General features: G+C 66.8%; 19 protein-coding genes and 1 tRNA gene. 12 read left to right on the top strand and 8 right to left on the bottom strand.

Annotated features, from left to right (window positions below; all coding sequences use genetic code 11):
* The first annotated feature begins 112 nt into the window (after positions 1-112).
* Positions 113-661, top strand: a complete 549-nt coding sequence (locus tag RIT73_RS08525) for a YceI family protein (RefSeq protein ID WP_309131645.1) — start codon at positions 113-115, stop codon at positions 659-661.
* Positions 662-822: 161 nt separating this feature from the next.
* On the opposite strand, the gene RIT73_RS08520 is transcribed toward RIT73_RS08525, so the two are convergent.
* From RIT73_RS08520 to RIT73_RS08500, 5 genes are all read right to left on the bottom strand, one after another.
* Entirely contained in the window at positions 823-2,082 is a 1,260-nt protein-coding gene (locus tag RIT73_RS08520; protein ID WP_309131644.1) for an aminotransferase class I/II-fold pyridoxal phosphate-dependent enzyme, read from the bottom strand.
* An 86-nt stretch (positions 2,083-2,168) separates the two neighbouring features.
* Complete coding sequence (gene hisN, locus RIT73_RS08515; protein ID WP_309131643.1) at positions 2,169-2,954, bottom strand: histidinol-phosphatase; 786 nt, start codon at positions 2,952-2,954, stop codon at positions 2,169-2,171.
* A gap of 32 nt (positions 2,955-2,986) precedes the next feature.
* The gene (gene rsgA / locus RIT73_RS08510; protein ID WP_309131642.1) at positions 2,987-4,027 is read right to left on the bottom strand and encodes a ribosome small subunit-dependent GTPase A; all 1,041 of its coding nucleotides are present in this window, start codon (positions 4,025-4,027) and stop codon (positions 2,987-2,989) included.
* A 1-nt stretch (position 4,028) separates the two neighbouring features.
* Positions 4,029-5,336: a 3-phosphoshikimate 1-carboxyvinyltransferase gene (gene aroA, locus RIT73_RS08505; RefSeq protein WP_309131641.1), complete on the bottom strand. Its 1,308-nt coding sequence runs from the start codon at positions 5,334-5,336 to the stop codon at positions 4,029-4,031.
* Entirely contained in the window at positions 5,323-5,820 is a 498-nt protein-coding gene (locus tag RIT73_RS08500) for a DoxX family membrane protein (RefSeq protein WP_309131640.1), read from the bottom strand. Before RIT73_RS08500 ends, aroA begins: the two co-directional genes overlap by 14 nt.
* Before the next feature lie 175 nt (positions 5,821-5,995).
* On the opposite strand from RIT73_RS08500, the gene RIT73_RS08495 reads away from it, so the two are divergent.
* A complete protein-coding gene (locus tag RIT73_RS08495) occupies positions 5,996-6,670 on the top strand; it encodes a sigma-70 family RNA polymerase sigma factor (RefSeq protein WP_375294987.1) in 675 nt (224 codons plus the stop codon).
* A 41-nt stretch (positions 6,671-6,711) separates the two neighbouring features.
* Positions 6,712-6,933, top strand: a complete 222-nt coding sequence (gene rsrA / locus RIT73_RS08490; protein WP_309131638.1) for a mycothiol system anti-sigma-R factor — start codon at positions 6,712-6,714, stop codon at positions 6,931-6,933.
* A 103-nt stretch (positions 6,934-7,036) separates the two neighbouring features.
* On the opposite strand, the gene RIT73_RS17230 is transcribed toward rsrA, so the two are convergent.
* The 3 genes from RIT73_RS17230 to RIT73_RS08480 form a co-directional block, all read right to left on the bottom strand.
* Positions 7,037-7,111 carry a 50S ribosomal protein bL37 gene (locus RIT73_RS17230; protein WP_375294989.1) on the bottom strand — a complete coding sequence of 25 codons (75 nt, stop codon included), beginning with the start codon at positions 7,109-7,111 and terminating at the stop codon, positions 7,037-7,039.
* 109 nt (positions 7,112-7,220) lie between these two features.
* Positions 7,221-7,835: a GDSL-type esterase/lipase family protein gene (locus RIT73_RS08485; RefSeq protein WP_309131637.1), complete on the bottom strand. Its 615-nt coding sequence runs from the start codon at positions 7,833-7,835 to the stop codon at positions 7,221-7,223.
* Positions 7,832-11,563, bottom strand: coding sequence for a multifunctional oxoglutarate decarboxylase/oxoglutarate dehydrogenase thiamine pyrophosphate-binding subunit/dihydrolipoyllysine-residue succinyltransferase subunit (locus tag RIT73_RS08480; protein ID WP_309131636.1), 3,732 nt, complete (start codon positions 11,561-11,563; stop codon positions 7,832-7,834). Before RIT73_RS08480 ends, RIT73_RS08485 begins: the two co-directional genes overlap by 4 nt.
* 103 nt (positions 11,564-11,666) lie before the next feature.
* Between RIT73_RS08480 and RIT73_RS08475 the strand changes: the two genes are divergently transcribed.
* From RIT73_RS08475 to RIT73_RS08435, 9 genes are all read left to right on the top strand, one after another.
* Positions 11,667-13,124: a GuaB1 family IMP dehydrogenase-related protein gene (locus tag RIT73_RS08475; RefSeq protein ID WP_309131635.1), complete on the top strand. Its 1,458-nt coding sequence runs from the start codon at positions 11,667-11,669 to the stop codon at positions 13,122-13,124.
* A gap of 190 nt (positions 13,125-13,314) precedes the next feature.
* Positions 13,315-14,646, top strand: coding sequence for a hemolysin family protein (locus RIT73_RS08470; protein ID WP_309131634.1), 1,332 nt, complete (start codon positions 13,315-13,317; stop codon positions 14,644-14,646).
* The gene (locus tag RIT73_RS08465) at positions 14,643-15,698 is read left to right on the top strand and encodes a hemolysin family protein (protein ID WP_309131633.1); all 1,056 of its coding nucleotides are present in this window, start codon (positions 14,643-14,645) and stop codon (positions 15,696-15,698) included. Before RIT73_RS08470 ends, RIT73_RS08465 begins: the two co-directional genes overlap by 4 nt.
* A 309-nt stretch (positions 15,699-16,007) precedes the next feature.
* Positions 16,008-17,030, top strand: coding sequence for a M15 family metallopeptidase (locus RIT73_RS08460; RefSeq protein WP_309131632.1), 1,023 nt, complete (start codon positions 16,008-16,010; stop codon positions 17,028-17,030).
* Positions 17,031-17,214: 184 nt separating this feature from the next.
* A tRNA-Arg gene (locus RIT73_RS08455) sits at positions 17,215-17,290 on the top strand.
* 118 nt (positions 17,291-17,408) lie between these two features.
* A complete protein-coding gene (locus RIT73_RS08450) occupies positions 17,409-18,569 on the top strand; it encodes an MFS transporter (RefSeq protein WP_309131631.1) in 1,161 nt (386 codons plus the stop codon).
* A 94-nt stretch (positions 18,570-18,663) separates the two neighbouring features.
* Positions 18,664-19,494 carry a DALR anticodon-binding domain-containing protein gene (locus tag RIT73_RS08445; RefSeq protein WP_309131630.1) on the top strand — a complete coding sequence of 277 codons (831 nt, stop codon included), beginning with the start codon at positions 18,664-18,666 and terminating at the stop codon, positions 19,492-19,494.
* Positions 19,494-20,945 (top strand): diaminopimelate decarboxylase, encoded by a 1,452-nt coding sequence (gene lysA, locus RIT73_RS08440; RefSeq protein WP_309131629.1) that lies wholly within the window; start codon positions 19,494-19,496, stop codon positions 20,943-20,945. The genes RIT73_RS08445 and lysA overlap by 1 nt, the downstream gene beginning before the upstream one ends.
* Positions 20,942-22,249 (top strand): homoserine dehydrogenase, encoded by a 1,308-nt coding sequence (locus RIT73_RS08435; RefSeq protein ID WP_309131628.1) that lies wholly within the window; start codon positions 20,942-20,944, stop codon positions 22,247-22,249. The genes lysA and RIT73_RS08435 overlap by 4 nt, the downstream gene beginning before the upstream one ends.
* Positions 22,250-22,251: the final 2 nt, after the last annotated feature.

Here is a 22,251-nt window from a genome sequence, read left to right as displayed (position 1 = left end):
AGCTCTGGGCGATGAGGCCTGATCGGGGAAATCCGCCCTCCCTCTTGCAGGTGGTTGAAAACTAAACTATAGTCGTCCATGTACTTCAAATTTCAACGAAAAAGGAGACACCATGACTGCTCTTCCACAGGGACTCGTCCCCTCCACCTGGACCATCGACCCCGTGCACTCGGAATTCACCTTCACCGCCCGCCACGCGGGAGTGTCCAAGGTTCGCGGACACTTCGAGGACATCTCCGGCACCGTCAACGTCGGGGAGGCCCTCGAAGACAGCTCGGTCACAGCAGAAGCCGTCGTCAACTCCATCAGCACCCGCAACGACCACCGTGACGGTCATCTGAAGACGAGTGACTTCTTCGCCGCCGACGAGTACCCGACCCTGAACTTCACCTCGACTGGTGTGAAGCCGAAGTCGGACGCCGAGTTCGACCTCGTCGGACAGCTGACCATGCGCGGCGTCACCAAGGAGGTCGTGTTCGCGACCGAATTCGGCGGAGTCGCCACCGATCCCAACGGCAACCAGGTCGCCGGACTCTCCGCAGAGGCCACGGTCAACCGCAAGGACTTCGGCATGGAATTCGAAGCGGTCCTCGGCGGAGGCGAACTCCTCGTCTCTGACAAAGTCAAGATCGGCCTGGAACTCGAGCTCGTCAAGGCGTGAGCCAGACCTCCTGACCCGGATCTCCTGGTCTGGAATCACCAGCCCGATCTCCGCGCGCGGAGATCGGACATGAAGGGGCGGACACAGCACTCGCTGTGTCCGCCCCTTCACTGATTCTCCGCCCGTTGAGTGCTCCTCCGCCTGCTGCCGGTAGGACGGAATCAGCTCCGCAGAGTGTCAGGATCCTGATCGAGTTCGGCGGCCAGGCTGCGGAAGAGCTGCGCTGCGCGATCGACGTCGGCGGGCGACTTGCAGAACGAATAGCGGATCGAGGCCCGATACGCCTGATGGGCGGCGGATCCCTCCCTGCACAGTGCGGGGACGGGGATCCCCACGAGGGAGAAGCGCTCGGCGAGGCGCTCGTTGATCGCGAAGGCGTCGAGATCGGTGAGTTCGGAGAAGTCCATCACCGTGAAGTAGCCGGAGGCGGGAATCGAGGCGTGAGCACCCGGGACGCTGCGACAGGCCGAAACCAGCACCTCGGCGCGAGCCCTCAGTGACTCCCGGTTCTCGTCCACGAAACCCCCATCCTCCGCGAGCATCCGGGCCACCGCGATCTGCAGTGGACCGCCAGAGGTGAAGGTGAGGAACTGCTTGACTGCCTGGATCGCCTCCCGGACACGAGGTTCGGCGATCACCCAGCCGATCTTCCATCCGGTGGCGTTCCATGACTTCCCAGCCGAAGACACGGTGACGACGCGCTTCGGATCGGCAACAGCCGTTGCGGGCGGCACATGCACACCGCCGTCGAGGACGAGCTGCTCGTAGACCTCGTCCGTGAGGATCCAGGCATCGGCGGCGATCGCAGCGTCCCCGATCCGCTTCAGGTCCGCGGTGCTGAAGACGAATCCGGTCGGGTTGTGCGGAGTGTTGACGATGATGATCGACGGATGGCTGGCCGCCACGACCTCGTCGAAGAGGTTCCAGTCGGGTGCGAATCCGCCGTCCGGCGCGGGCAGGATCGGCACCGTGACGAGGGATCCGCCGGCTGCGGTCACAGCTGCCGGGTAAGCGTCGTAGAACGGTTCGAAGGTGAGCACGGTGCCGCCGCGCGGCAGCAGCGCCAGAATCGAAGCCGTCAGGGCTTCAGTGGCACCGCAGGTGAAGAGCACCTGGTCTTCAGCCACCGGCTGCGAGAAGTCGCGCCGGCGCTGCTCGGCCACTGCTGCCAGGAACTCGTGATGACCCTGGCCCGGAGCATACTGATTGAAGCCCTCGCGCATGGCCGTCGTCGCCGCCTCGATGAGGTCCGACGGAGCGTCGGTGCCGGGCGCTCCCTGCCCGAGGTTGACGGAGCCGGTGTCGGCCGCCAGCGTGGTCATCTCACCGTAGATGGTCTCCCCGATCGAACCGTCGGCGCGGATGAGCCCCGCCGCATCCGCCATCGCATGCCACAGCTCGGCGCGCATCACATCAGGCATTGTCTCCTCTTCCGTGCTCGAGCGGTCGACGCTCGAGCGATCGGTGCTCGTTCGATCCATACTCATTCGGTCTGGGCTCATCGAGCTCAGATGCTCGGCGAGACTCGGCCCAGCGCATCGAGCGTCGCCTCGTGCAGTCGCGAGTTCGTCGCAACGGCGTTGCCGCCGAACGGCCCGGGAGCTCCTGCTGTATTGGTGAACGAACCGCCCGCCTCGAGGACGATCGGCACCAGGGCGCCCATATCGTAGAGAGCGAGCTCGGGCTCGCAGGCGATGTCGACGGCGCCCTCGGCCACCAGCATGTACGAGTAGAAGTCTCCGTAGCCGCGGTTGCGCCACGTCGACTCGCACAGGCCGAGGAATTCGTCGAGGATCCCGAGGTCCTTCCAACCGCCCAGTGACGCATAGGACAGAGAGGCGTCGCCGAGCTCCTCGACCTCGGAGACGCCGATGCGCTTCGGAGCCTCCCCCAGGGCAGTGACGAACGCTCCCTGTCCGGACTCCGCCCACCAACGTCGGCCCAGGGCCGGTGCGGAGACGACGCCGAGCACCGGCTCCTCTCCGTCGTAGAGGGAGATCAGGGTCGCCCAGACCGGGACTCCGCGGACGAAGTTCTTCGTGCCGTCGATCGGATCGACGATCCATCGCCTCGGCGAGGTTCCATGGGAGCCGAACTCCTCACCGAGCACGCTGTCGTCGGGCCGGTCGCGCTCCAGCCGTTCCATGATGGCCGCTTCGACCGCGCGATCGCATTCGGTCACCGGAGTGAGGTCGGGCTTCGTCTCCACGGCGAAGTCCTGGGCCAGGAAGTGGCGGTAGCTGAGGGAATCGGCGAGATCGGCGAGTTCGAGCGCCAGGTCGAGGTCGGTCATGACCCCACTCTAACCAGTGCACTCGCGCAACTCTAAACAGTGTTGGCAAGCAGCCTGCGCAGTGATTCCAAACGGGAGACCCCGCCCGGGCCCGCCTTCCCGGCAGCCACCCAGTCGTCGAGGCGGCAGCCGGGGGAGTCGGCCTGATGCAGGCAGCCGCGGGGACACTCGAGGGTCGCCTCGGTGAGTTCCGGGAATGCGGCCAGCAGAGAATCACGGTCGACGTGGGCGAGTCCGAAGCTGCGCACTCCGGGTGTGTCGACGAGCCATCCGCCGCCGTCCAGGGGCAGACAGATCGCCGAGGAGGAGGTGTGGCGGCCGCGGCCCGTGACGTCGTTGACGACGCCGACCGCCCGTTTCGCATCGGGGACGAGGGCGTTCATCAGGGTCGACTTCCCGACACCGGAGTGACCGACGAGAACGCTCATCCTGCCTCTCAGGCGTTCATACACCTCGGCGACGCTCGGCGTTCCGTCGGCGCTCAGTCCGGAGAGGACGATCTCGACGCCGGAGGCGCGGAAGCGTTCGACGATGTCGTCAGCGGGCGCGAGATCGGTCTTCGTGACGATGAGCAGGGGAGTGATGCCGGCGTCGAGGGCAGCGGTCATCGCGCGGTCGATGAGACCGTAGGAGGGTTCGGGATCGGCGGTGGCCGTGACGATGCCCAGCGCCTCGACGTTGGCGACGATGACCCTTTCCGCGGGGTCGATGTCGTCGGCGCTGCGGCGCAGCAGAGTGCGCCGCTCGGTGATGTCGACCAACCGGGCCAGTGACCCCTGCGCCCCCGAGGTGTCACCGACGATCTTGACGATGTCTCCGGGCACGACGGCATCCTTGCGCAGATGGGAGGCCCGCACTGCGGTCACGCTCTGGGGACCGTCACCGCCCTGCGGGTCGGAGCTGGGGAATCCCCCCGAGTCGTCGGCGAGGACCACGCGATAGCGACCGCGGTCGACGGCGGTGACGAGCCCCTCGACGGCCGACTCGTGGCGGGGACGCGTTTTGGTCCGCGGTCGCGAGCCGCGCCGGTTCGGACGCGGACGGTAGTCCTCGTCCCGGTAGATCCGCGCCATGTCAGTCCTTGGAGTCCAGCATGGCTTCCCACAGCTGCGCGAACTGCGGCAGCGTCTTGGCGACGGTGCCGACGTTCTCGATGACGAGTCCGGGGACCTGCAGACCGATGACGGCACCGGCCATCACCATCCGGTGGTCGTGATAGGTGTGCCAGGTGCCGGCCCGCAGCCGGGATCCGGTGATCGTCAGCGCGGCAGGGTGCTCGATGACGTCGGCTCCGATCGCGCCGAGTTCTCGGCGCAGCGCCGAGAGACGGTCCGTCTCATGCCCGCGCAGATGCCCGATGCCCCGCAGGTGCGAGGTGCCCGGGGTCAGCGCCGCCAGAGCGGCGACGACGGGGGTGAGCTCGCCGATGGCGGAGAGATCGAGGTCGACGGGACGCAGCCTCTTCGGGCCCCTCACCGTCAGTCCTGATCGGTCGAGGTCGACGGTGCCGCCGAACGCCTCTGCGATCCGGCGGAATCCGTCGCCGGCCTGAGTCGTGTGCGCAGGCCAGTCGGGAATGGTGATCTGGCCCCGGGTCGCCAGGGCCGCGGCCAGGAACGCCGCGGCATTGGAGAGGTCGGGCTCGACCTGGACGTCGAGGCCGCGGGGGAGCCCCGGCTCGACGACCCAGTGCTCCGGTTCGGGCTCGGTGACGTCGACGCCGGCATCGGCGAGGACTTCGAGGGTCATCTCGATGTGGGTGCGACTGGGCACCGATTCCCCGTGGTGGACGAGGTCGATGCCCAGGGGCATCGCGGGGGCGGTCAGCAGCAGACCGGACACGAACTGGCTCGACGCACTGGCGTCGATCTCGAGATGACCGCCGCGCACGGCGGAACCGGCCTGGATCGTCAGAGGCAGGGAGTTCGTCTCGGACGTCACCTGCGCGCCGAGGCGGGTGAGCGAATCGATCGTGACGTCCATCGGCCGGACCCGGGCCTGGGGATCGCCGTCGATGTGGACTTCGCGCCCGGTGGCCGCGGCCAGCGGCGGCACGAACCGCATCACGGTCCCCGCCAGACCGCAGTCGATGTGCACCGGCGAGCCGGCGGCCGCGAGGTCGATGGGAGTGATGTGCAGCTCACCGTCGACCTCATCGATCCCCGCGCCGAGGGCGCGCAGAGCGGAGATCATCAGCAGGGTGTCCCGGCTGCGCAGCCAGCCGCGGACGATTGAGCTCGAGTCGGCCAGAGCGGCGAGCACCAGATAGCGGTTGGTCAGCGACTTCGAGCCGGGGACCTCGACGATCGCGTCGACTCCGGTCTCGGCGACGGGAGCGACCCAGTCCTGTGGGTGTGTCAGTGCTGTCTCAGTCGACGCCAAGGGCACTCATTGCCTGGTGTGAGGTCTTCTCCACCGACGACCACAGGTCCTCGGCAGCGTGCTGGGTGCGCCACCACAGGCCGGGGCGTCCGGCCGTGTCGACGCTGGCGAGCAGTGCACCGCCGAGCATCGAGGTGCGGATCAGGGTGCGTTCGAGGCGGTCGCGCTTCTCGGCCTTCGACGTCGCCTTCTCCGCATTGATGTTCTCCCCGACGGTGTCGAGCAGGTAGGTGCCCACGAGGATGACGGCACTGGTGCGCGGAAACCGTCCGATGGCCAGCAGCGAACCGGCCGCGACCTGGGCCGCTCCGGTGGCTTTGGCCACAGTGGTCGCGTCGACCGGAACGTCGATGTTCTTCCGGGCCAGTGCGAGAAGTGGCGAGATCGATGCGGCGGCCGCCTCGGGGCTGCGCAGACGATCGATCCCGTTGCTGATGTAACCTGCGGCCAGCATGGGGCGGGCGAAGAATCGGATGGGAGACACTGTGGTCCTTCCTAGCGACGACGTCGGGCATCTCACTGGCTAGCATAACGGTTCACAGGGAATAGTGGGGCAGCTTGTCGGTGTTGACCCCGATGAGGCGACCGGCCCGAACCCGGTTGCCCTGCGGGTCGGCCGGGAATCCCGACAACCGGGCCGCGGATGTGGAGAAGAGTCGATGGAGGAGAAGTCTGTGAGTGCCACTGCAGTCCTGGAACGAACGGGCGTACCATTGACAGTGATGACCGAATCAGTCAAAGAAGTCCCCGAAACCGAGGCCGAGCGGTCGGCCCGTTTCGAGCGCGACGCTCTGGAATACCTCAACCAGCTCTACGCTGCCGCCCTGCGGATGACGAGGAACCCGGCTGACGCCGAAGATCTCGTCCAGGAGGCCTATGCCAAAGCCTATGCGGCGTTCCACCAGTACACTCCGGGCACGAACCTCAAGGCGTGGCTGTACCGGATCCTGACCAACACCTTCATCAACAACTACCGCAAGAAGCAGCGCCAGCCGCAGGAGCACGGCAGTGAGGACATCGAGGACTGGCAGATCGCGCAGGCGGCCAGCCACACCTCGTCGGAGGGCCGTTCGGCCGAGCTCGAGGCCCTCGATCACCTTCCCGACTCCGACGTCAAGGATGCCCTGTCGACACTCCCGGAGGATTTCCGGATGGTCGTCTACTACGCGGATGTCGAAGGTCTGCCCTACAAGGAGATCGCGGAGATCATGGAGACGCCGATCGGGACCGTGATGTCGCGTCTGCACCGCGGCCGCCGACAGCTGCGGGAGATGCTGGCCGACTACGCCTTCGACCGCGGGTACATCAAGGGCGAAGGGGGTGCGAAGAAGTGAGCGAGCAGGAATGCTGCGAGAGCGTGCGAGCGGAGTCGCTCATGCGCATCTACCACTACCTTGACGGGGAGCTGACGACGACGGAGATCAGGGAGATCTCGATCCACCTCGAGAAGTGCCCCGCGTGCCATGACGAGTACGAGATCGAAGCGCTGCTCAAGGAGCTGGTGCGACGATCCTGCAGCCGGGAGCAGGCGCCGCTGGGGCTCCGCGAGAAGATCCAGCGAAGGATTGCCGTGGAACAGACCACCTGGCAGATCTGAGCAGTCACCAGGACACAGAGCCGGCGTTGGCACTGCGCCGGCGGTGACACAGAGAAGGCGGGGAGAGCGAAAATCGCTCTCCCCGCCTTCTCACACGCCTGCGTCAGCTGTTCGGACGCTTGCCGTGGTTAGCCTTGCGGTTGCGACGGTCACGACGCTTGCGGCCACGCTTGCTCATAGCAGTACTCCTTCGATAGACGGTTCATTGTTTCATGTCGGCTGGTCCAGGGCAAAGCCCGTCCGGATCGCAGCGTCATGCGAAAGGCGCTGGTCAATGACCGCGCCGGTCAGTCGTCGCCGAGCACGTCCTCGACCCCGAGCCAGTCGAACCAGCCGCGGTGGAGAACGAGCCAGGCGAGCAGCCCGTAGCCCTCCTGCGCCGGCAGATGGTCGCGCGAGGAGGCGATCTCCCGCTGCCAGACAGGATGGCCGAGCAGGGGAGTGAAGGTGTCGACATAGGCGATGCCGCGGCGTTTGGCGACATCGGTGAAGCTGGTGTTGAGTTCGGCGATGCCGCGGTTGCGCTCGGCGCTGTGCTCGGGCGGGGGCCCGACGACGAATGCCGAGACCTTTCGCGCCAGCGCCTCGTCGAGCACATTCGCGACGTCGAGCCGGGCCCGGGCCACCGAGCGACCGGTGTCGAGGTCGCCCGACCCAAGAGCCAGCACGAGCCGGTTGTCTCCCTCCGAGGTGAACCGCAGCGCTGACTCGCCCATGGCCCTGGCGTGCAGGCCGGCGGAGTCCTCGTCGGGCACGGCCAGTGGATACACCCGCAGATGCGGCAGGCTGGGCAGCGTGCGCGCCGTGACCCGTCCGACCCAGCCGAGGCCGCGACCGTCACCGTGGCCGGCGACCAAGGGGCCGCCGACCACGCTGATGGTCGTAGGACGCTCGGAGCTCACCGGCGGAAGACCCGTTCGACGATCTCCTGCTGTTGGAGCTCATGGACGTTCTTGAGACCCGTCGAGGTCGACGCCGACGCCGGACGGGAGACGAGGCTGAGCTCATGGTCGGGGACCAGCTGCGGCAGGTTGAGGGCCATGAACGGCCAGGCTCCCTGGTTCTCGGGCTCCTCCTGAGCCCAGACCACCTCGGAGCCGGCCGGGTAGCGACTGAGCATCTCCTTGATCGACGGCTCGTCGAGCGGGTAGAGCTGCTCGACGCGCACCAGAGCGGTCTTGGTGTCCTCGATCTTCTCGCGCTTGGCCAGCAGCTCCCAGTAGAGCTTGCCGGAGACCAGGACCACCCGGTCGACCTGTCCGGCATCGATCGTGGGATCGTCGATGACGGGCTGGAACTTGCCCGTGGTGAAATCCTCGACGGAGTTCGCGGCGGCCTTGAGTCGGAGCATCGACTTCGGCGTGAACACCACGAGCGGACGCTTGTTCGGCGTCAGCGCATGGCGGCGCAGAAGGTGGAAGTAGGACGCTCCGGAAGAGGGCAGCGAGACGGTCATGTTCGACTCCGCGCAGAGCTGCAGGTAGCGCTCGATCCGGGCCGAGGAATGGTCCGGTCCCTGTCCCTCGTAGCCGTGGGGCAGGAGCAGGACGACGCCGGAATTCTGCTGCCACTTCTGCTCCGAGGAGGAGATGAACTCGTCGATGACGGTCTGGGCTCCCTGGGCGAAGTCGCCGAACTGCGCCTCCCAGGCGACCAGGGCGTCGGTGCGTTCGACGGAGTATCCGTATTCGAAGCCGACGGCCGCGTACTCGCTGAGCAGAGAGTCGTAGACCCAGAAGCGGGCCTGCTCCTCGCTGAGGTTCTGCAGCGGGGTCCATTCGTTTCCGTTGACGGCGTCGATGAGAACGGAGTGGCGCTGGACGAAGGTGCCGCGGCGGGAATCCTGACCGGCCAGGCGGACCGGGACGCCCTCGAGCAGGAGCGAGCCGAAGGCCAGCAGCTCCGCGAATCCCCAGTCGATGCCCCCGGAGGCGGACATCTCCTTGCGCTTCTCCAGCAGCGCCCGCAGCTTCTTGTGAACCGTGAAGCCCTCGGGCACCTCGACGAACGCTTCGCCGATGCGGCGCAGGGTCTCCGGGGAGACTGCCGTGCTCATGTCGTTGAGCGCCTCGATGTCGCTGGGCACATGCGGTTCGTTGAAGGCGGCGCCGGTGTACTTCCCGGTCTCGGCCTCCTTGGTCTCGGCGAATGCCGCCTCCAGTTTGGACTGGTAGTCCTTGAGTGCGGCCGCGGCCTCGTCAGGGGTGATGCACTTCCTGCCGACCAGGGACTCGGTGTAGAGCTTGCGCACCGACCCCTTCTTCTCGATCAGCGAGTACATCAGCGGCTGGGTCATCGACGGATCGTCGCCCTCGTTGTGACCGCGGCGGCGGTAGCAGACGAGGTCGATGACGACGTCGCGGTTGAATTCCTGCCGGTACTCGAAGGCCAGTCGTGCGGCCCGCACGACCGCCTCGGGGTCATCCCCGTTGACGTGGAGGATCGGGGCGTTGATCGACTTCGCCACGTCCGTGCAGTAGAACGAGGACCGCGCCGAGGCGGGAGGAGTCGTGAAACCGACTTGGTTGTTGATGATGATGTGGATGGTCCCGCCGGTGCGGTAGCCGCGCAGCTCCGAGAGGTTGAGCGTCTCGGCGACGACTCCCTGACCGGCGAACGCGGCGTCGCCGTGGACGAGGACCGGCAGCACCGTGAAGCCGGACTCACCCTGATCGATGAGGTCCTGCTTGGCGCGGACGATGCCCTCGAGGACCGGGTCGACGGTCTCGAGGTGGCTGGGGTTCGCCGCGACGTAGACCTTCGTGGTGTTGCCGGCCGGCGAGGTGAAGGAGCCCTGGGTGCCCAGGTGGTACTTGACGTCGCCCGACCCCTGCACGCTGTCGGGGGACATCGTGCCGTCGAACTCCCGGAACATCTGGGCGTAGCTCTTGCCGGCGATGTTCGTGAGCACGTTCAGGCGACCGCGGTGGGCCATGCCGATGGCGACCTCGTCGAGCCCTGAGTCGGCCGACTGGTTGAGGACCTCGTCGAGGAAGACGATGGCCGACTCTCCGCCTTCGAGGCTGAACCGCTTCTGGCCGATGTACTTCGTCTGCAGGAAGGTCTCGAACGCCTCGGCGGCATTGAGACGGCCGAGGATGTGTCCCTGCTCGGAGCGGGTCAGCTCCTGGTGCGGGACCTCGATCTTGGCCTGGAACCAGCGCCGCTGCAGCGGATCGGCGATGTGCATGTACTCGAACCCGATGGTCCGGCAGTAGCTCTCACGCAGCAGGCCGAGGATGTTGCGGAAGGGCATCATCGGCTTGGAGCCGAATCCGCCGGTGGGGAACTCGCGTTCGAGGTCCCACAGGGTCAGCCCGTGCTGGTTGATGTCGAGGTCCGGGTGCGAGCGCTGACGGTAGACCAGGGGGTCGATGTTGGCCATCAGATGGCCACGGGTGCGATAGGCGTCGATGAGCTCGATGACCCGGGCCGTCTTGTTGACGTCGTCCTGATCCTCGGCGGAGACGTCGGGAACCCAGCGCACGGGCTCGTAGGGCAGCCGCAGGGACTCGAAGACGTCGTCGTAGAAGCCGTCCTCACCGAGCAGGTATCCGTGGACGAGCTTGAGGAACTCACCGGAGCCGGCGCCCTGGATGACCCGGTGGTCGTAGGTCGAGGTCAGGGTCAGCACCTTGGACACAGCCAGGTTGTTGATGGTCTTCTGGCTGGCGCCCTGGAACTCCGCCGGGTATTCGAGTGCGCCGACGCCGATGATGGCTCCCTGGCCCTTGGTCAGCCGGGGGACGGAGTGAACCGTGCCGATGCCGCCGGGGTTCGTCAGGGAGACCGTGGTGCCGGCGAAGTCGTCGGCGGTCAGCTTGCCCTTGCGAGCCTTGTCGACGAGATCGTCGTAGGCGTCGACGAACTGCCGGAAGGTCAGGGTCTCCGCCTTCTTGATGTTGGGCACCAGGAGCGAGCGGGTGCCGTCCTTCTTGGGCACATCGATGGCCAGTCCGAAGTTGACGTGGGCGGGTGAGACCATGACGGGCTTGCCGTCGCGCACGTCGTAGGAGACGTTCTGCGACGGGAACTCCTGGAGCGCGCGGACGACGGCGAAGCCGATCAGGTGGGTGAAGGACACCTTGCCGCCGCGGGTGCGCTTGAGGTGGGAGTTGATGACGATCCGGTTGTCGATGAGGGCCTTCGCCGGCAGCGAGCGCACCGAGGTGGCGGTGGGCACATCGCGGGAATCGTCCATGTTCTTGGCGATCAGCTTCGCCGGGCCGCGCAGCGGAGTCACCGTCTCCTCCGGCGCCGTGGCCGCGGCCTTGTCCTTGACGACGACCCTGGGCAGTGACTTCGTCTCCGCCTTCAGGGTCTCGGTCTGTGCTGATGATGGGGAGACTCCGCGGGAGTTCTCCCTGGTGGTGAGATCGCCTCCGGATTTGGCCGGGGTCGGGCTCTGTGCCGGTCTGCTCTGCGGGGAGGATGATCCCCGGCTGTCTGCAGCGGCGGTCCCATTGTCTCTGCCTGTTTCTCCGCCGTTCTTCTCGTACTTGTCGAAGAACGGCCACCAGGACTCATCGACCGAGTTCTTGTCTGATTTGTACTGTTCGTACAATTCCTCGACCAGCCACTCGTTCGAGCCGAAGTCGTCGATGGTGCGGTTCGGAGTATTGACGGACACGGCGTTGATCGCCTACTTCCTGATTCAAGGATCTGATACTGAAACGACATCTCCAGCCTAACGCGATGTGCCTGAGATTGTGCACATGGGGGACAATAGTGTTATGCGTTTCATCTCGAATTCCCCCGATCTCGATCTCACCTACTCGGACGTCTTCCTTGTCCCCAATTCGTCGTCGCTGACCTCTCGTTTCGAGGTCGATCTGGCGACGACGGACCCGACCGGATCGACCACTCCGATCGTGGCCGCGAACATGACCGCCGTATCCGGCCGCCGGATGGCCGAGACCATGGCCCGCCGAGGGGGACTGGCGGTGCTGCCGCAGGACATTCCCCTGGCCGCCGCTCAGGAGACGATCGCGTGGGTCAAGAGCCGGGACCAGATCTTCGAGTCGGCCCTCCGGTTTTCTCCCGACGAGACCGTGCTCAGCGCAATGCATGTGCTGAGCAAGCGGGCGCACGGGTTCGGAGTCGTCGTCGATTCCGCGGGGACTCTCATCGGCGTCATCGACTCGAAGAACCTCGTCGAGGTGGACCGGTTCACCTCGGTGTCCGAGCTGCTCGAATCCGCTCCGCACATCATCACCGCCTCCGAGGTCGACTGGACCGACGCCGCTGCGCTCGAGGACCTGTTCGAATCGCTGACCGAGTCGCACACCGAGTTCGCCGCGGTCGTCGACGACGACGGACGGGTGCTCGGTTCGCTGACCCCGAAGTCCCTGCTCCGGTCGTCGATCTACACCCCCAACGTCGACGACGGGGGCCAACTGCGGATCGCCGTCGCGATCGGCGTCAACGGCGATGCGGTGACCCGGGCCCGGGCCCTGGTCGAGTCGGGCGCCGATGTGCTCGTCGTCGACACCGCCCATGGCCACCAGTCGAAGATGCTCGAGGCGCTGAGTCAGGTCGCCGAGGCGGACCTCGGCGTCCCGATCGTCGCCGGCAACGTCGTCACCGGCGACGGGGTGCGCGACCTCGTCTCCGCGGGGGCCCAGATCGTCAAGGTCGGAGTCGGTCCCGGAGCGATGTGCACGACCCGGATGATGACCGCTGTGGGCCGTCCGCAGTTCTCGGCGGTGCTCGAGTGCGCTGCCGCCGCCCGTGAGCTGGGCGCGCACGTCTGGGCCGACGGGGGAGTGCGCTACCCCCGGGACGTCGCCCTGGCCCTGGCGGCCGGAGCCTCCCAGGTGATGATCGGCTCGTGGTTCGCCGGCACCCATGAATCCCCGGGCGATCTCCTCGTCGACGGCGAGGGCCGGAAGTACAAGGAGAGCTTCGGAATGGCCTCTGCCCGCGCCGTCGCCAATCGGACGCGGGCGGAGTCGGCGTTCTCCCGGGCTCGCAAGGGCCTGTTCGAGGAGGGCATCTCCTCCTCGACGATGTTCGTCGACCCGAAGTCGCCGGGCGTCGAGGATCTCCTCGACGGCATCACCTCAGGGGTGCGCAGCTCGTTCACCTATGCGGGGGCCCGGGATCTCGCGGAGTTCGCCGAACGAGCCAGCGTGGGCGTGCAGAGCGCGGCCGGGTACGAGGAGGGCCGGCCCCTTGCCCGCAGCTGGTGAGGCGGCGCGGCTCAGCCGCGGATCTCGGGTGGTCCGGCTCAGTTGGCCAGTCGAGCACGAGTTGGTAAAATCACGTCATGCCCAGTGACAGTCCCAGCCGGCGGGAAGCCGGCGCCCCAGACGATGACCCCCACCCCGTGCGGGAGCATCGACCACGACTCCTCGCCCCGAAGGGTGGGGAACGTCACTGATGGAATGGCTGTTCCTGGCCCTTGCCCTCGTCCTCATCCTGGGGACCGGCGTCTTCGTCGCCGCTGAATTCTCCCTCCTCACCCTTGACCGGCACACGGCCGACCGGGCCGTGGAGAACGGCGTCGTCGGAGCGAAGACCCTGCGCCGCTCGATGGCGCACCTGTCCACCCAGCTCTCTGCGGCGCAGGTCGGCATCACGATCACGACGCTGCTCACCGGTTACCTGATGGAGCCCTCTCTGGGCGCCCTGCTGGCACCGGTGTTCGAGGTGTGGGGCGTGTCGCCGGGCCTGTCGGCGCCGCTGGCGCTGACGATCGCCCTGATCATCTCGACCGTGCTGTCGATGATCTTCGGCGAACTGGTGCCGAAGAACCTCGCGATCTCCGTCCCTCTGGGGACCGGGCGGATCGCGGCTCCCATGCAGTACGTGTTCTCGATCGTGTTCAAACCCGTGATCGTCGCCCTCAACGGCACCGCCAACAAGATCCTGAGATCCATGGGCATCGAACCCCAGGAGGAGGGGTCGGTCGGTCGATCTCCGGAGGAGTTGACCTCCCTCGTCCGCCATTCCGCCGAGGAGGGGGTGCTCGATGAGCAGACCGCCGGTCTGCTGGAGCGGACGCTGAGCTTCTCCGAACGCAGCGCGGAGGACGTGATGACCCCGCGGACGCGGATGTCGTCGGTGACGAAGGACACGACCGCCAGTCAGATCATCGAGCAGGCCCGCGAGACCGGGTACTCCCGCTTTCCCGTCGCCGGTGAGGACAAGGACCACATCCTCGGCGTCGTCCACGTCAAACAGGCCTTCGCGGTTCCGCTGCCCAACCGCGACGACGCCTACGCGGGCGGCCTGATGACCGAGGTGACGGAGATACCGGAGACGATGCGGCTCGACCCGCTCCTGATGGAGCTGCGCGCCAAGGGCATGCAGATGGCCGTCGTCGTCGACGAGTTCGGCGGCACCGCGGGGGTCGTCACCCTCGAGGACGTCGTCGAAGAACTCGTCGGAGAGGTCGCGGACGAACACGACCGGATGCGCGTCGCCGCCCGGCCGGCCCGCGACGGAACCTGGATCGTTCCCGGACAGCTGCGCCCCGACGAGGTGTCGGCGACGATCGGTCTGAAGATCCCGGAGGACTCGGACTACGAGACCCTCGCGGGATTCGTGCTCATGGAGCTCGGGCGGATCCCCGTGCCTGGTGACGAGGTCCGCACCGACGGTGCCCTGATCCGCGTCGAGAGGATGCATGGGCGTCGGATCGAGCGGCTGCGCGTGGCACTCGACGCCGCCGGCACCACCATGACCGGAGAGGCGGGTGAGCAGTCATGAGCGCCGACTGGATGGGATTGATCTGGCTCGTCGTCCTGCTCCTGGGCAATTCGTTCTTCGTCGCCGCCGAGTTCGCCGTCGTCGCCGCCAAACGCTCGCAGATCGAACCGCACGCCCAAGCGGGCTCGGCTGCGGCGAAGACCGCCCTGTACGCGATGGAGCACGTGTCGGTGATGCTGGCGATCTGCCAGCTCGGCATCACCGTCTGCTCCCTGCTGCTCGGAAACGTGGCGGAACCGGCGATCCACCACCTCCTCGCCGGACCGCTCGAGGGGTTGGGGATCCCCGCCGCGCTGTCGTCGACGATCTCCTTCATCCTCGCGCTCGGCGTCGTCACCTACCTGCACGTCGTCATCGGTGAGATGGTGCCGAAGAACATCGCTCTGACCACCTCGGCCCGGGCGGCGATGCTGCTCGCGCCGCCGCTGGTGTTCCTGTCGCGTCTGTTCGGCTTCGTCATCAAACCGCTCAACGGACTGGCGAACGCGATCCTGCGCGCGATGGGCGTCGAGCCCCGCGATGAGGTGAATGAGGCGTTCACGATCGAGCAGGTCGAGTCGATCGTTGCCGAGTCCAAACGCGAAGGACTGCTCAACGACGACACCGGCCTCCTCAAGGGCGCTCTCGAGTTCAGCGACAAGACCGCGGCTGACATCATGGTGCCGATGTCCCAGCTGGTCACCATCTCCGCTCGGGTCACCCCCGATGAACTGACCACACTGGTGGGCAGGACAGGGTTCTCCCGCTACTTCGTCGTCGATGCGGACGGGTACCCGGAGGAGTACCTGCACATCAAGGACGTTCTCTACGCCGACAGCGACGACGAATACGCCGGGGCAGTGCCGGCGAAGAGGTTCCGGCCGCTGTTCACCGTGATGGCCGACGACGAGGTGGAGGAGGCGTTGGCGCAGATGCAGAAGGTCGGCATCCATGTGGCCCGGGTAATCTCTGCGGATGAGAGGATCCTCGGCGTCCTGTTCCTCGAAGACGTGCTCGAGGAACTCGTCGGAGAAGTCCAGGATGCAATGCAGAGACAGCGGCACGAGCGCTGACCTGGTAAGCTCTTTGCGGCAAGGTCACCTGTGTCGTGACCTTGCCCACATCGACCGGATCCTCTCGTGATCCAGGTCACGGATGGCTCGCCGATTTGTAACAGCTGATAACAAATCGGGAGACTCAGAACACGTTCCGTTGGCCCACTGCGGGCCCGATGCGTCACTTTTGTGACTATTCGCGCTGGTCAGAGAATCAGTGTGAACAAAAGGTGACATTTTGTAACGTGTCGTTATAGTGTTGTGACATAAGGTTTTCGGGCGTCGTGAGTATCGGCGCCCGAAGTACGGACAACAGTACGGAGTGATATGTCGAGTGATTCCTCGACCGCAGTGGCACCGGTCCGCCGTCGCGATCTGCGCAAACAGCACGCCTCCTCACGCGTTACCCTGACAGGCTCCCAGCCGACCGCGACAGTGATGTCCCCGGTGCCGGCAGCCTCGAATTCGACCACCTCCGCGCAGGCCCTGTCGCCGCGTCGTGCGGCCATGGCCGCCGAAGCCCGTGCGGTCGCAGGCTCGCCCCGCCGCGAAGCGATGGCCCGCCAGGCCATGACGGAAGACGGCTGGACGGGCGCGGCGCTGGCAGCATCGGCCGGCGGCCGCGGCTCCGACGGCGCCCTCCTGCGCTCGGTCCGGCGCAAGCGCGTCACCTCGATCTCAGCCCTGGCCACCGTGTCCGTCACCGGCACCGCCATCGCCGCCGTGATGATCGCCGGCAATATGGGTGGTGAGCAGGAGGTCAAGGTCGACACGACTGCTGCCGATACGCAGACGAAGGCGATCAACGCCGAGAGCGTCTCTGCGAACATCGCCTCGGGCGATGAGAAGACGAGCATGGCCATCGGTGCCCCGAGCGCCACCCAGACCAAGGTCAAGGCCGCGTCGCGGGCCATCAAGAAGACAGCCCTGCCCGGCTGCAACGGTCAGGCTCCGAAGAGCTCCGCTTCCAACGGCGAGGTGCCCGAGGAATGGCTGTGCAAGATCGGCGTCGGCGATCACAAGTTGCGTGCCGACGCCGCCGTGGCCTTCGCGAAGATGAACGCGAAGTACAAGAAGGAGACCGGCAAGAACCTCAGTGTGACGGACTCCTACCGGTCGCTCGAGGCTCAGGTCTCCGTGGCTGCCCGCAAGCCCGGGTTCGCCGCGCGTCCCGGCACGTCGAACCATGGTTGGGGCATCGCCCTCGACCTCGACACCTCGCAGTACGACTGGCTCGAGAAGAACGCGGGAGAGTTCGGCTGGGAGAATCCGGACTGGGCCAAGCGCAACTCCTACGAGCTCTGGCACTGGGAGTACGTCCCGGGCCGCAAGGACATGAAGGGCGCCTGAGCCGCACAGGCATGAAGGGCCGCTGAGCCGAGAATCGCGCGTGATCCGACCGGATCACGCGCGATTCGCATTCGTGGAGACGACGGGCCGCGCCCGCGGGAGCAGAGGCCCTCGGCCCGTCGGCGCCGAGCACTCGGCCTCGTTTTGAGTCTGACCACGTCACGGTGGTAGCATTGCATGCGTTGCCCGCGTAGCTCAGTGGATAGAGCGTCTGCCTCCGGAGCAGAAGGTCGTAGGTTCGAATCCTGTCGCGGGCACCATGAACCCCCTGGTCATCCAGGGGGTTTTCTCGTCCCCACCCCAGCCCCCTGAACGTCCACCCCGCCCCGAAGCCCCTGCCGGCCGGATGATAGAAATGCACCCATGAGAATCGCGTCGTTGACTGCACTTGTGCTGGTGGGCATCATCGTCGCCGCATTCAATCTGCGTCCCGGGGTGACGGGACTGTCCCCGCTGCTGGACATGATGGGCGCCGAGATCCCCCTGGACTCCGTCTTCCTCGCGATCATCGGAATGCTCCCGCCGCTGCTCTTCGGGCTCAGCGGCTTCCTCACCCCGCGCCTGGTCAATCGGCACTCCGCCATCACGATCACGCTCGTGGCCATGGTCCTCATCGCCGTCGGCTCCGGTGTCCGCGCGGTCCTCGACTCTCCCGGGTGGTTCCTCGTCTTCAGCGTGATCGCACTGCTGGGCATGGGAATCGGCAATGTCGTCCTGCCTCCCATCGTCAAGTCCCACTTCCCCGACCGGGTGGCCCTGATGTCGACCGTGCACGTCGGTCTCCTCCAATTGGGTACGTTCCTGCCGCCGCTGGTGGCAGTGCCGTTCGCATCGGTGTGGGGATGGAGGGGATCACTGCTCGTGTGGGCTGTGTGTGCGATCGCAGCGATCGGAGTGTGGATCGTCCTCGCCGTCGTGCGTCCGTCTCCGCGCGCAACGGTGAGATCTACCGTTGTCGGCGGCGGCGAACTGCGCCGGCTTCTGCGCACCCGCCGTGCCTGGTCGCTGATGACCATGACGGGGCTGACGTCATTCAACAACTTCATCCTCTTCACCTGGCTGCCGCTGCTGCTCATCCGCTCCGGCTTCTCGGCATCCTTCGCCGGCTCGATGCTCGCGCTCGTCGCCGCCATCCCGTTGGTGCTCGGCTTCGTCCTGCCCGCACTGGCGCAGAAGCTGCGCACCGCAGCGCCCATCGTCGTCGCGTTCTGCGTGTGCCTGGCAGTCGGTTACCTCGGTCTGTGGCTCCTCCCGCAGGCCGCACCCGTGCTGTGGACCGTGCTGCTGGGCATCGGTATCTCCACGTTCCCGCTGGCGCTGACCCTGATCACGCTGCGCTCCCATGACGCCGAAGCGGCTGCCGCCCTGTCCGGCTTCGTCCAGGGCGGGGGATACCTGCTGGCGGCGACGGGTCCGCTGATCTTCGCGTTCCTCGTCCAGAGCTTCGATCAGCTGTGGCCGGCCTTCGCCGTGGTCCTGGCGTCGGTGGTCGTCAAGTTCGTCGTCAGCTTCTCCGCCTGCCGGCCGGGACATATCTGATTCGTGCGGTGTCCTCTGAACCGCGCTGTGGCTTCTGATCGGCGCCGTGTCGTCTGATTCGCCGAGGACATTCACAACCGAGTAATCTGTTCTGGTGACCCCCGAACTCCTGCAGACCGCCCTCTCGCGCGCGCTGAGCACCGCGCGTGGTGGAGTCGTCGACCTGCCGAGCACGGTCACCCTGACTCGGCCGAGGAACTCCGGTGACTGGGATTGGACCTCGAACATCGCACTGCAGACCGCGGGCCTCGTCGGCGTCGAGGCGCACGAGCTGGCCTCGACCATTGCCAAGGCACTGCGGGCGGATCCCGGAATCGCCGCGGTGGACGTCACCGGCCCCGGATTCCTCGCGATCACGCTCGATGCATCGAGCAGTCGCCTCGCCGCCGAGATCGTCGCGGAAGGCGACGACTACGGCCGAGTCGACCCGGCCCCCGAGACTGTCGACCCGGCCCCCGAGTCTGTCGACCCGGCCCCCGAGACTGTCGACCCGGCCCCCGAACCCACCGCCGGTGCGCCCGGTGTCGCCGAATCCGAGATCGACTCCGTGCGCTGCGCCTACGCCAGGGCGGTGCGGATCGACCGCGTCGCCTCGGCGGCAGGGGTCGGCACGGCGGCAGAGGTCGACCCGGAAGCTGCGGCGGCGGGAGTCGAGGGGCGCACCTCGGCGGAATCCGCTCTGCTCACGGCGTTGGCCGACTTCCCGCGCGCAGCCGCGCAGGGTCCGCCGTCGCGCCTGCTGCGTCACCTCGGCGAGGTGGCCGAGACGTTCCATCGCTGGGCCGACGCCCACCCCGTGACCCCGACCGTGGACGAGGAGATCACCGCCGTCCACGCCGCCCGGCTGACCCTCGACCGCGCTGCGGCCGTCGTGCTGAAGAACGGACTTCGACAACTGGGCGAACCCGCCCCGGAGAGGATGTAATGCCCGCTCATATCGCCGGCACCATGCACGCCACACCAGCGCCCGTCTGGCTGCCCTACCCCGAGGACGTCAACGCGCTCCTGCCCAGCCTGTGGTCCGAGAACGTGACGAAGGACTCGGACGGCGTGCTCACCGTGGCCGGCCACGCCGTCACCGATCTCGCTCGTGACTACGGCACCCCGCTGCTGGTCATGGACGTCGAGGACTTCAAGTCTCGGGCCCGTGCCTACCGCGACGCCTACTCCCGGGCCTTCGCCCACGAGCAGGGCGGCTCCGGCGCCGACATCTTCTACGCCGGCAAGGCGTTCCTGTGCACCGCCGTCGCCCGGTGGGTGCATGAGGCGGGACTCGGCCTCGACACCTGCTCGCTGGGGGAGATGATGATCGCCCGCGCCGCCGGAGTCCCCGGCGAGAAGGTGGGTCTGCACGGCAACAACAAGTCCGTGGCCGAACTCGAATACGCCCTCGACTATCGCGTCGGGCGGATCATCGTCGACAGCCTCGACGAGATCTCCCGACTCGAGTCCATCGCCGCTGACAGGGGAGTCGTCGCGCCCGTGATGCTGCGCGTGACCGTCGGCGTCGAGGCCCACACCCATGACTTCATCGCCACCGCCCACGAGGACCAGAAGTTCGGACTGTCCCTGTCCTCGGGGATGGCGGCGAAGGCCGCCGAGGCGGTCGTGGGCTCTGCGCACCTGCGCTTCGACGGCCTGCACTCCCACATCGGATCCCAGATCTTCGACATCTCCGGGTTCCAGGTCGCAGCCGCCCGGGTTCTCGAGCTGCGCGCTGAGATCATGCGGACCCATGGCGTCGACCTGCCCGAGGTCGACCTCGGCGGCGGATTCGGAATCCGCTACACCTCACAGGACACCCCGATCCCGGTCGAGGAGATGGCCGCAGAGCTCGCCGAGGTGGTGGCCAAGGAATGCCGGGGCCTGGGCACCGACGTCCCCCGGATCTCGATCGAACCGGGCCGGGCGATCGTGTCCCCGGCCGTGTTCACGCTCTACGAGGTGGGCACCGTCAAGGAGGTGCACACGGACAACGGGATCCGCACCTATGTCGCCGTCGACGGCGGCATGAGCGACAACATCCGGACAGCTCTCTACGACGCCGACTATTCGTGTAGCTTGGCCAATCGGAACTCGCTCGCCGAGCCGACGATCATCCGCGTCGTGGGCAAGCACTGCGAGTCCGGCGACATCATCGTGCGCGACGAGTACATGGGTGCGGACGTCGCGCCCGGCGATCTCGTCGCCGTCCCGGGCACGGGGGCGTACTGCAGGTCGTTGGCGAACAACTACAACCACCTGACCAGGCCCGGAGTGCTCGCCGTGAGCACCGACGCCGTGGAGTGGATCGTCACCCCCGAAAGCTATGCCCAGATGCTCAGCAGCGATCCGGGCATGACCACACTGACAGACATGGAGAAGGCAGGGAAATGAAGCCACTGAGAGTTGCGATGCTCGGATGCGGAGTCGTCGGCACGGAAGTCGCCGCCCGCATCATCAGCCGATCCGAGGACCTGACCGAGCGGATCGGCGCGCCTCTGGAGCTGAGCGCCGTCGTCGTGCGCGACACCTCCCGCCCCCGCAGTGGCATCGATCCCGCCCTGCTGACGACCGACGCCGAGGCGGCCATCGCCGACGCCGACATCGTCATCGAGCTGATGGGCGGCATCGAACCCGCCAAGTCGCTGATCACCCGGGCGCTCGATCAGGGAGCGTCGGTGGTCACCGCCAACAAAGCGCTGCTGGCCGCCCACTACGGCGAACTCATGTCCGCAGCCGACCGCGCCAGCGTCCGCCTCGAACACGAGGCCGCCGTCGCCGGCGCGATCCCGATCATCCGCCCCGTCGGCGACTCCCTGGCCGGCGACCGCATCGACCGGATCATGGGCATCGTCAACGGCACGACCAACTACATCCTCGACCAGATGGACTCCGAGGGCTGGGATTTCGACCGGGCACTGGCGACCGCTCAGGAACTGGGTTACGCCGAGGCCGATCCGACTGCCGACATCGGTGGCCACGACGCCGCCGCCAAGGCCGCGATCCTGTCCTCTCTGGCCTTCCACGCCCCCGTCTCGATCGACGACGTCCACGTCGAGGGCATCGAGAACATCACCGCCGAGATGGTCGCCAACGCCAAGGACCAGGGTTTCGTCATCAAACTCCTGGCCGTGTGCGAACGTGTCGCCGACTCACCGGCGGGCGCCGGGCTCTCCGCCCGCGTCTACCCGGCGCTGCTGGGCCGCAGCCACCCTCTGGCCGCGGTCCGGGGAGCGTTCAACGCCGTTTTCATCGAAGCCGAAGCCGCCGGCGAGCTCATGTTCTACGGACAGGGAGCCGGAGGCGCCCCGACCGCCTCGGCGGTCCTCGGTGATGTAGTCTCCGTCGCCCGGCGTCGCGTGCTCGGGGGACGAGGACAGTACGAGCGTCCCTTCCACGAGGACTCGCGGATCCTGCCGATCTCGGCCATCACCACCCGGTACCACATCACCCTCGACGTCGTCGACCGTCCCGGTGTGCTCGCCGCGGTCTCCGAAGTCTTCGCCGACGAGGGCGCCTCGATCGAGCTCATGCGCCAGACCGTCGGCGAGGTCGACGAGGACGAGACACAGCACGCGAAGCTCGTGCTCGCCACCCACTCCAATACTGACGCAGTGCTCGCACGAACGGTCGATCGCCTCGGCGACCTGCCCGTGGTGCGCGCCGTCAACTCCGTGATCCGTGTGGAAGGACAGTGACA

The organism is Brevibacterium sp. (assembly GCF_031179145.1).
Classification (GTDB): domain Bacteria; phylum Actinomycetota; class Actinomycetes; order Actinomycetales; family Brevibacteriaceae; genus Brevibacterium.
The sequence above is the reverse complement of the archived record's forward strand: the minus strand, read 5'-3'. Positions and strand labels throughout refer to the sequence as shown.

Excerpts from the sequence above, each read along its gene's own strand:
- RIT73_RS08525 (WP_309131645.1), top strand. The coding sequence starts at position 113 with ATGACTGCTCTTCCACAGGGACTCGTCCCCTCCACCTGGACCATCGAC.
- RIT73_RS08520 (WP_309131644.1), bottom strand. The coding sequence starts at position 2,082 with ATGCCTGATGTGATGCGCGCCGAGCTGTGGCATGCGATGGCGGATGCG.
- hisN (WP_309131643.1), bottom strand. The coding sequence starts at position 2,954 with ATGACCGACCTCGACCTGGCGCTCGAACTCGCCGATCTCGCCGATTCC.
- rsgA (WP_309131642.1), bottom strand. The coding sequence starts at position 4,027 with ATGGCGCGGATCTACCGGGACGAGGACTACCGTCCGCGTCCGAACCGG.
- RIT73_RS08495 (WP_375294987.1), top strand. The coding sequence starts at position 5,996 with ATGGAGGAGAAGTCTGTGAGTGCCACTGCAGTCCTGGAACGAACGGGC.
- rsrA (WP_309131638.1), top strand. The coding sequence starts at position 6,712 with ATGCGCATCTACCACTACCTTGACGGGGAGCTGACGACGACGGAGATC.
- RIT73_RS08475 (WP_309131635.1), top strand. The coding sequence starts at position 11,667 with ATGCGTTTCATCTCGAATTCCCCCGATCTCGATCTCACCTACTCGGAC.
- RIT73_RS08470 (WP_309131634.1), top strand. The coding sequence starts at position 13,315 with ATGGAATGGCTGTTCCTGGCCCTTGCCCTCGTCCTCATCCTGGGGACC.
- RIT73_RS08465 (WP_309131633.1), top strand. The coding sequence starts at position 14,643 with ATGAGCGCCGACTGGATGGGATTGATCTGGCTCGTCGTCCTGCTCCTG.
- RIT73_RS08460 (WP_309131632.1), top strand. The coding sequence starts at position 16,008 with ATGTCGAGTGATTCCTCGACCGCAGTGGCACCGGTCCGCCGTCGCGAT.
- lysA (WP_309131629.1), top strand. The coding sequence starts at position 19,494 with ATGCCCGCTCATATCGCCGGCACCATGCACGCCACACCAGCGCCCGTC.
- RIT73_RS08435 (WP_309131628.1), top strand. The coding sequence starts at position 20,942 with ATGAAGCCACTGAGAGTTGCGATGCTCGGATGCGGAGTCGTCGGCACG.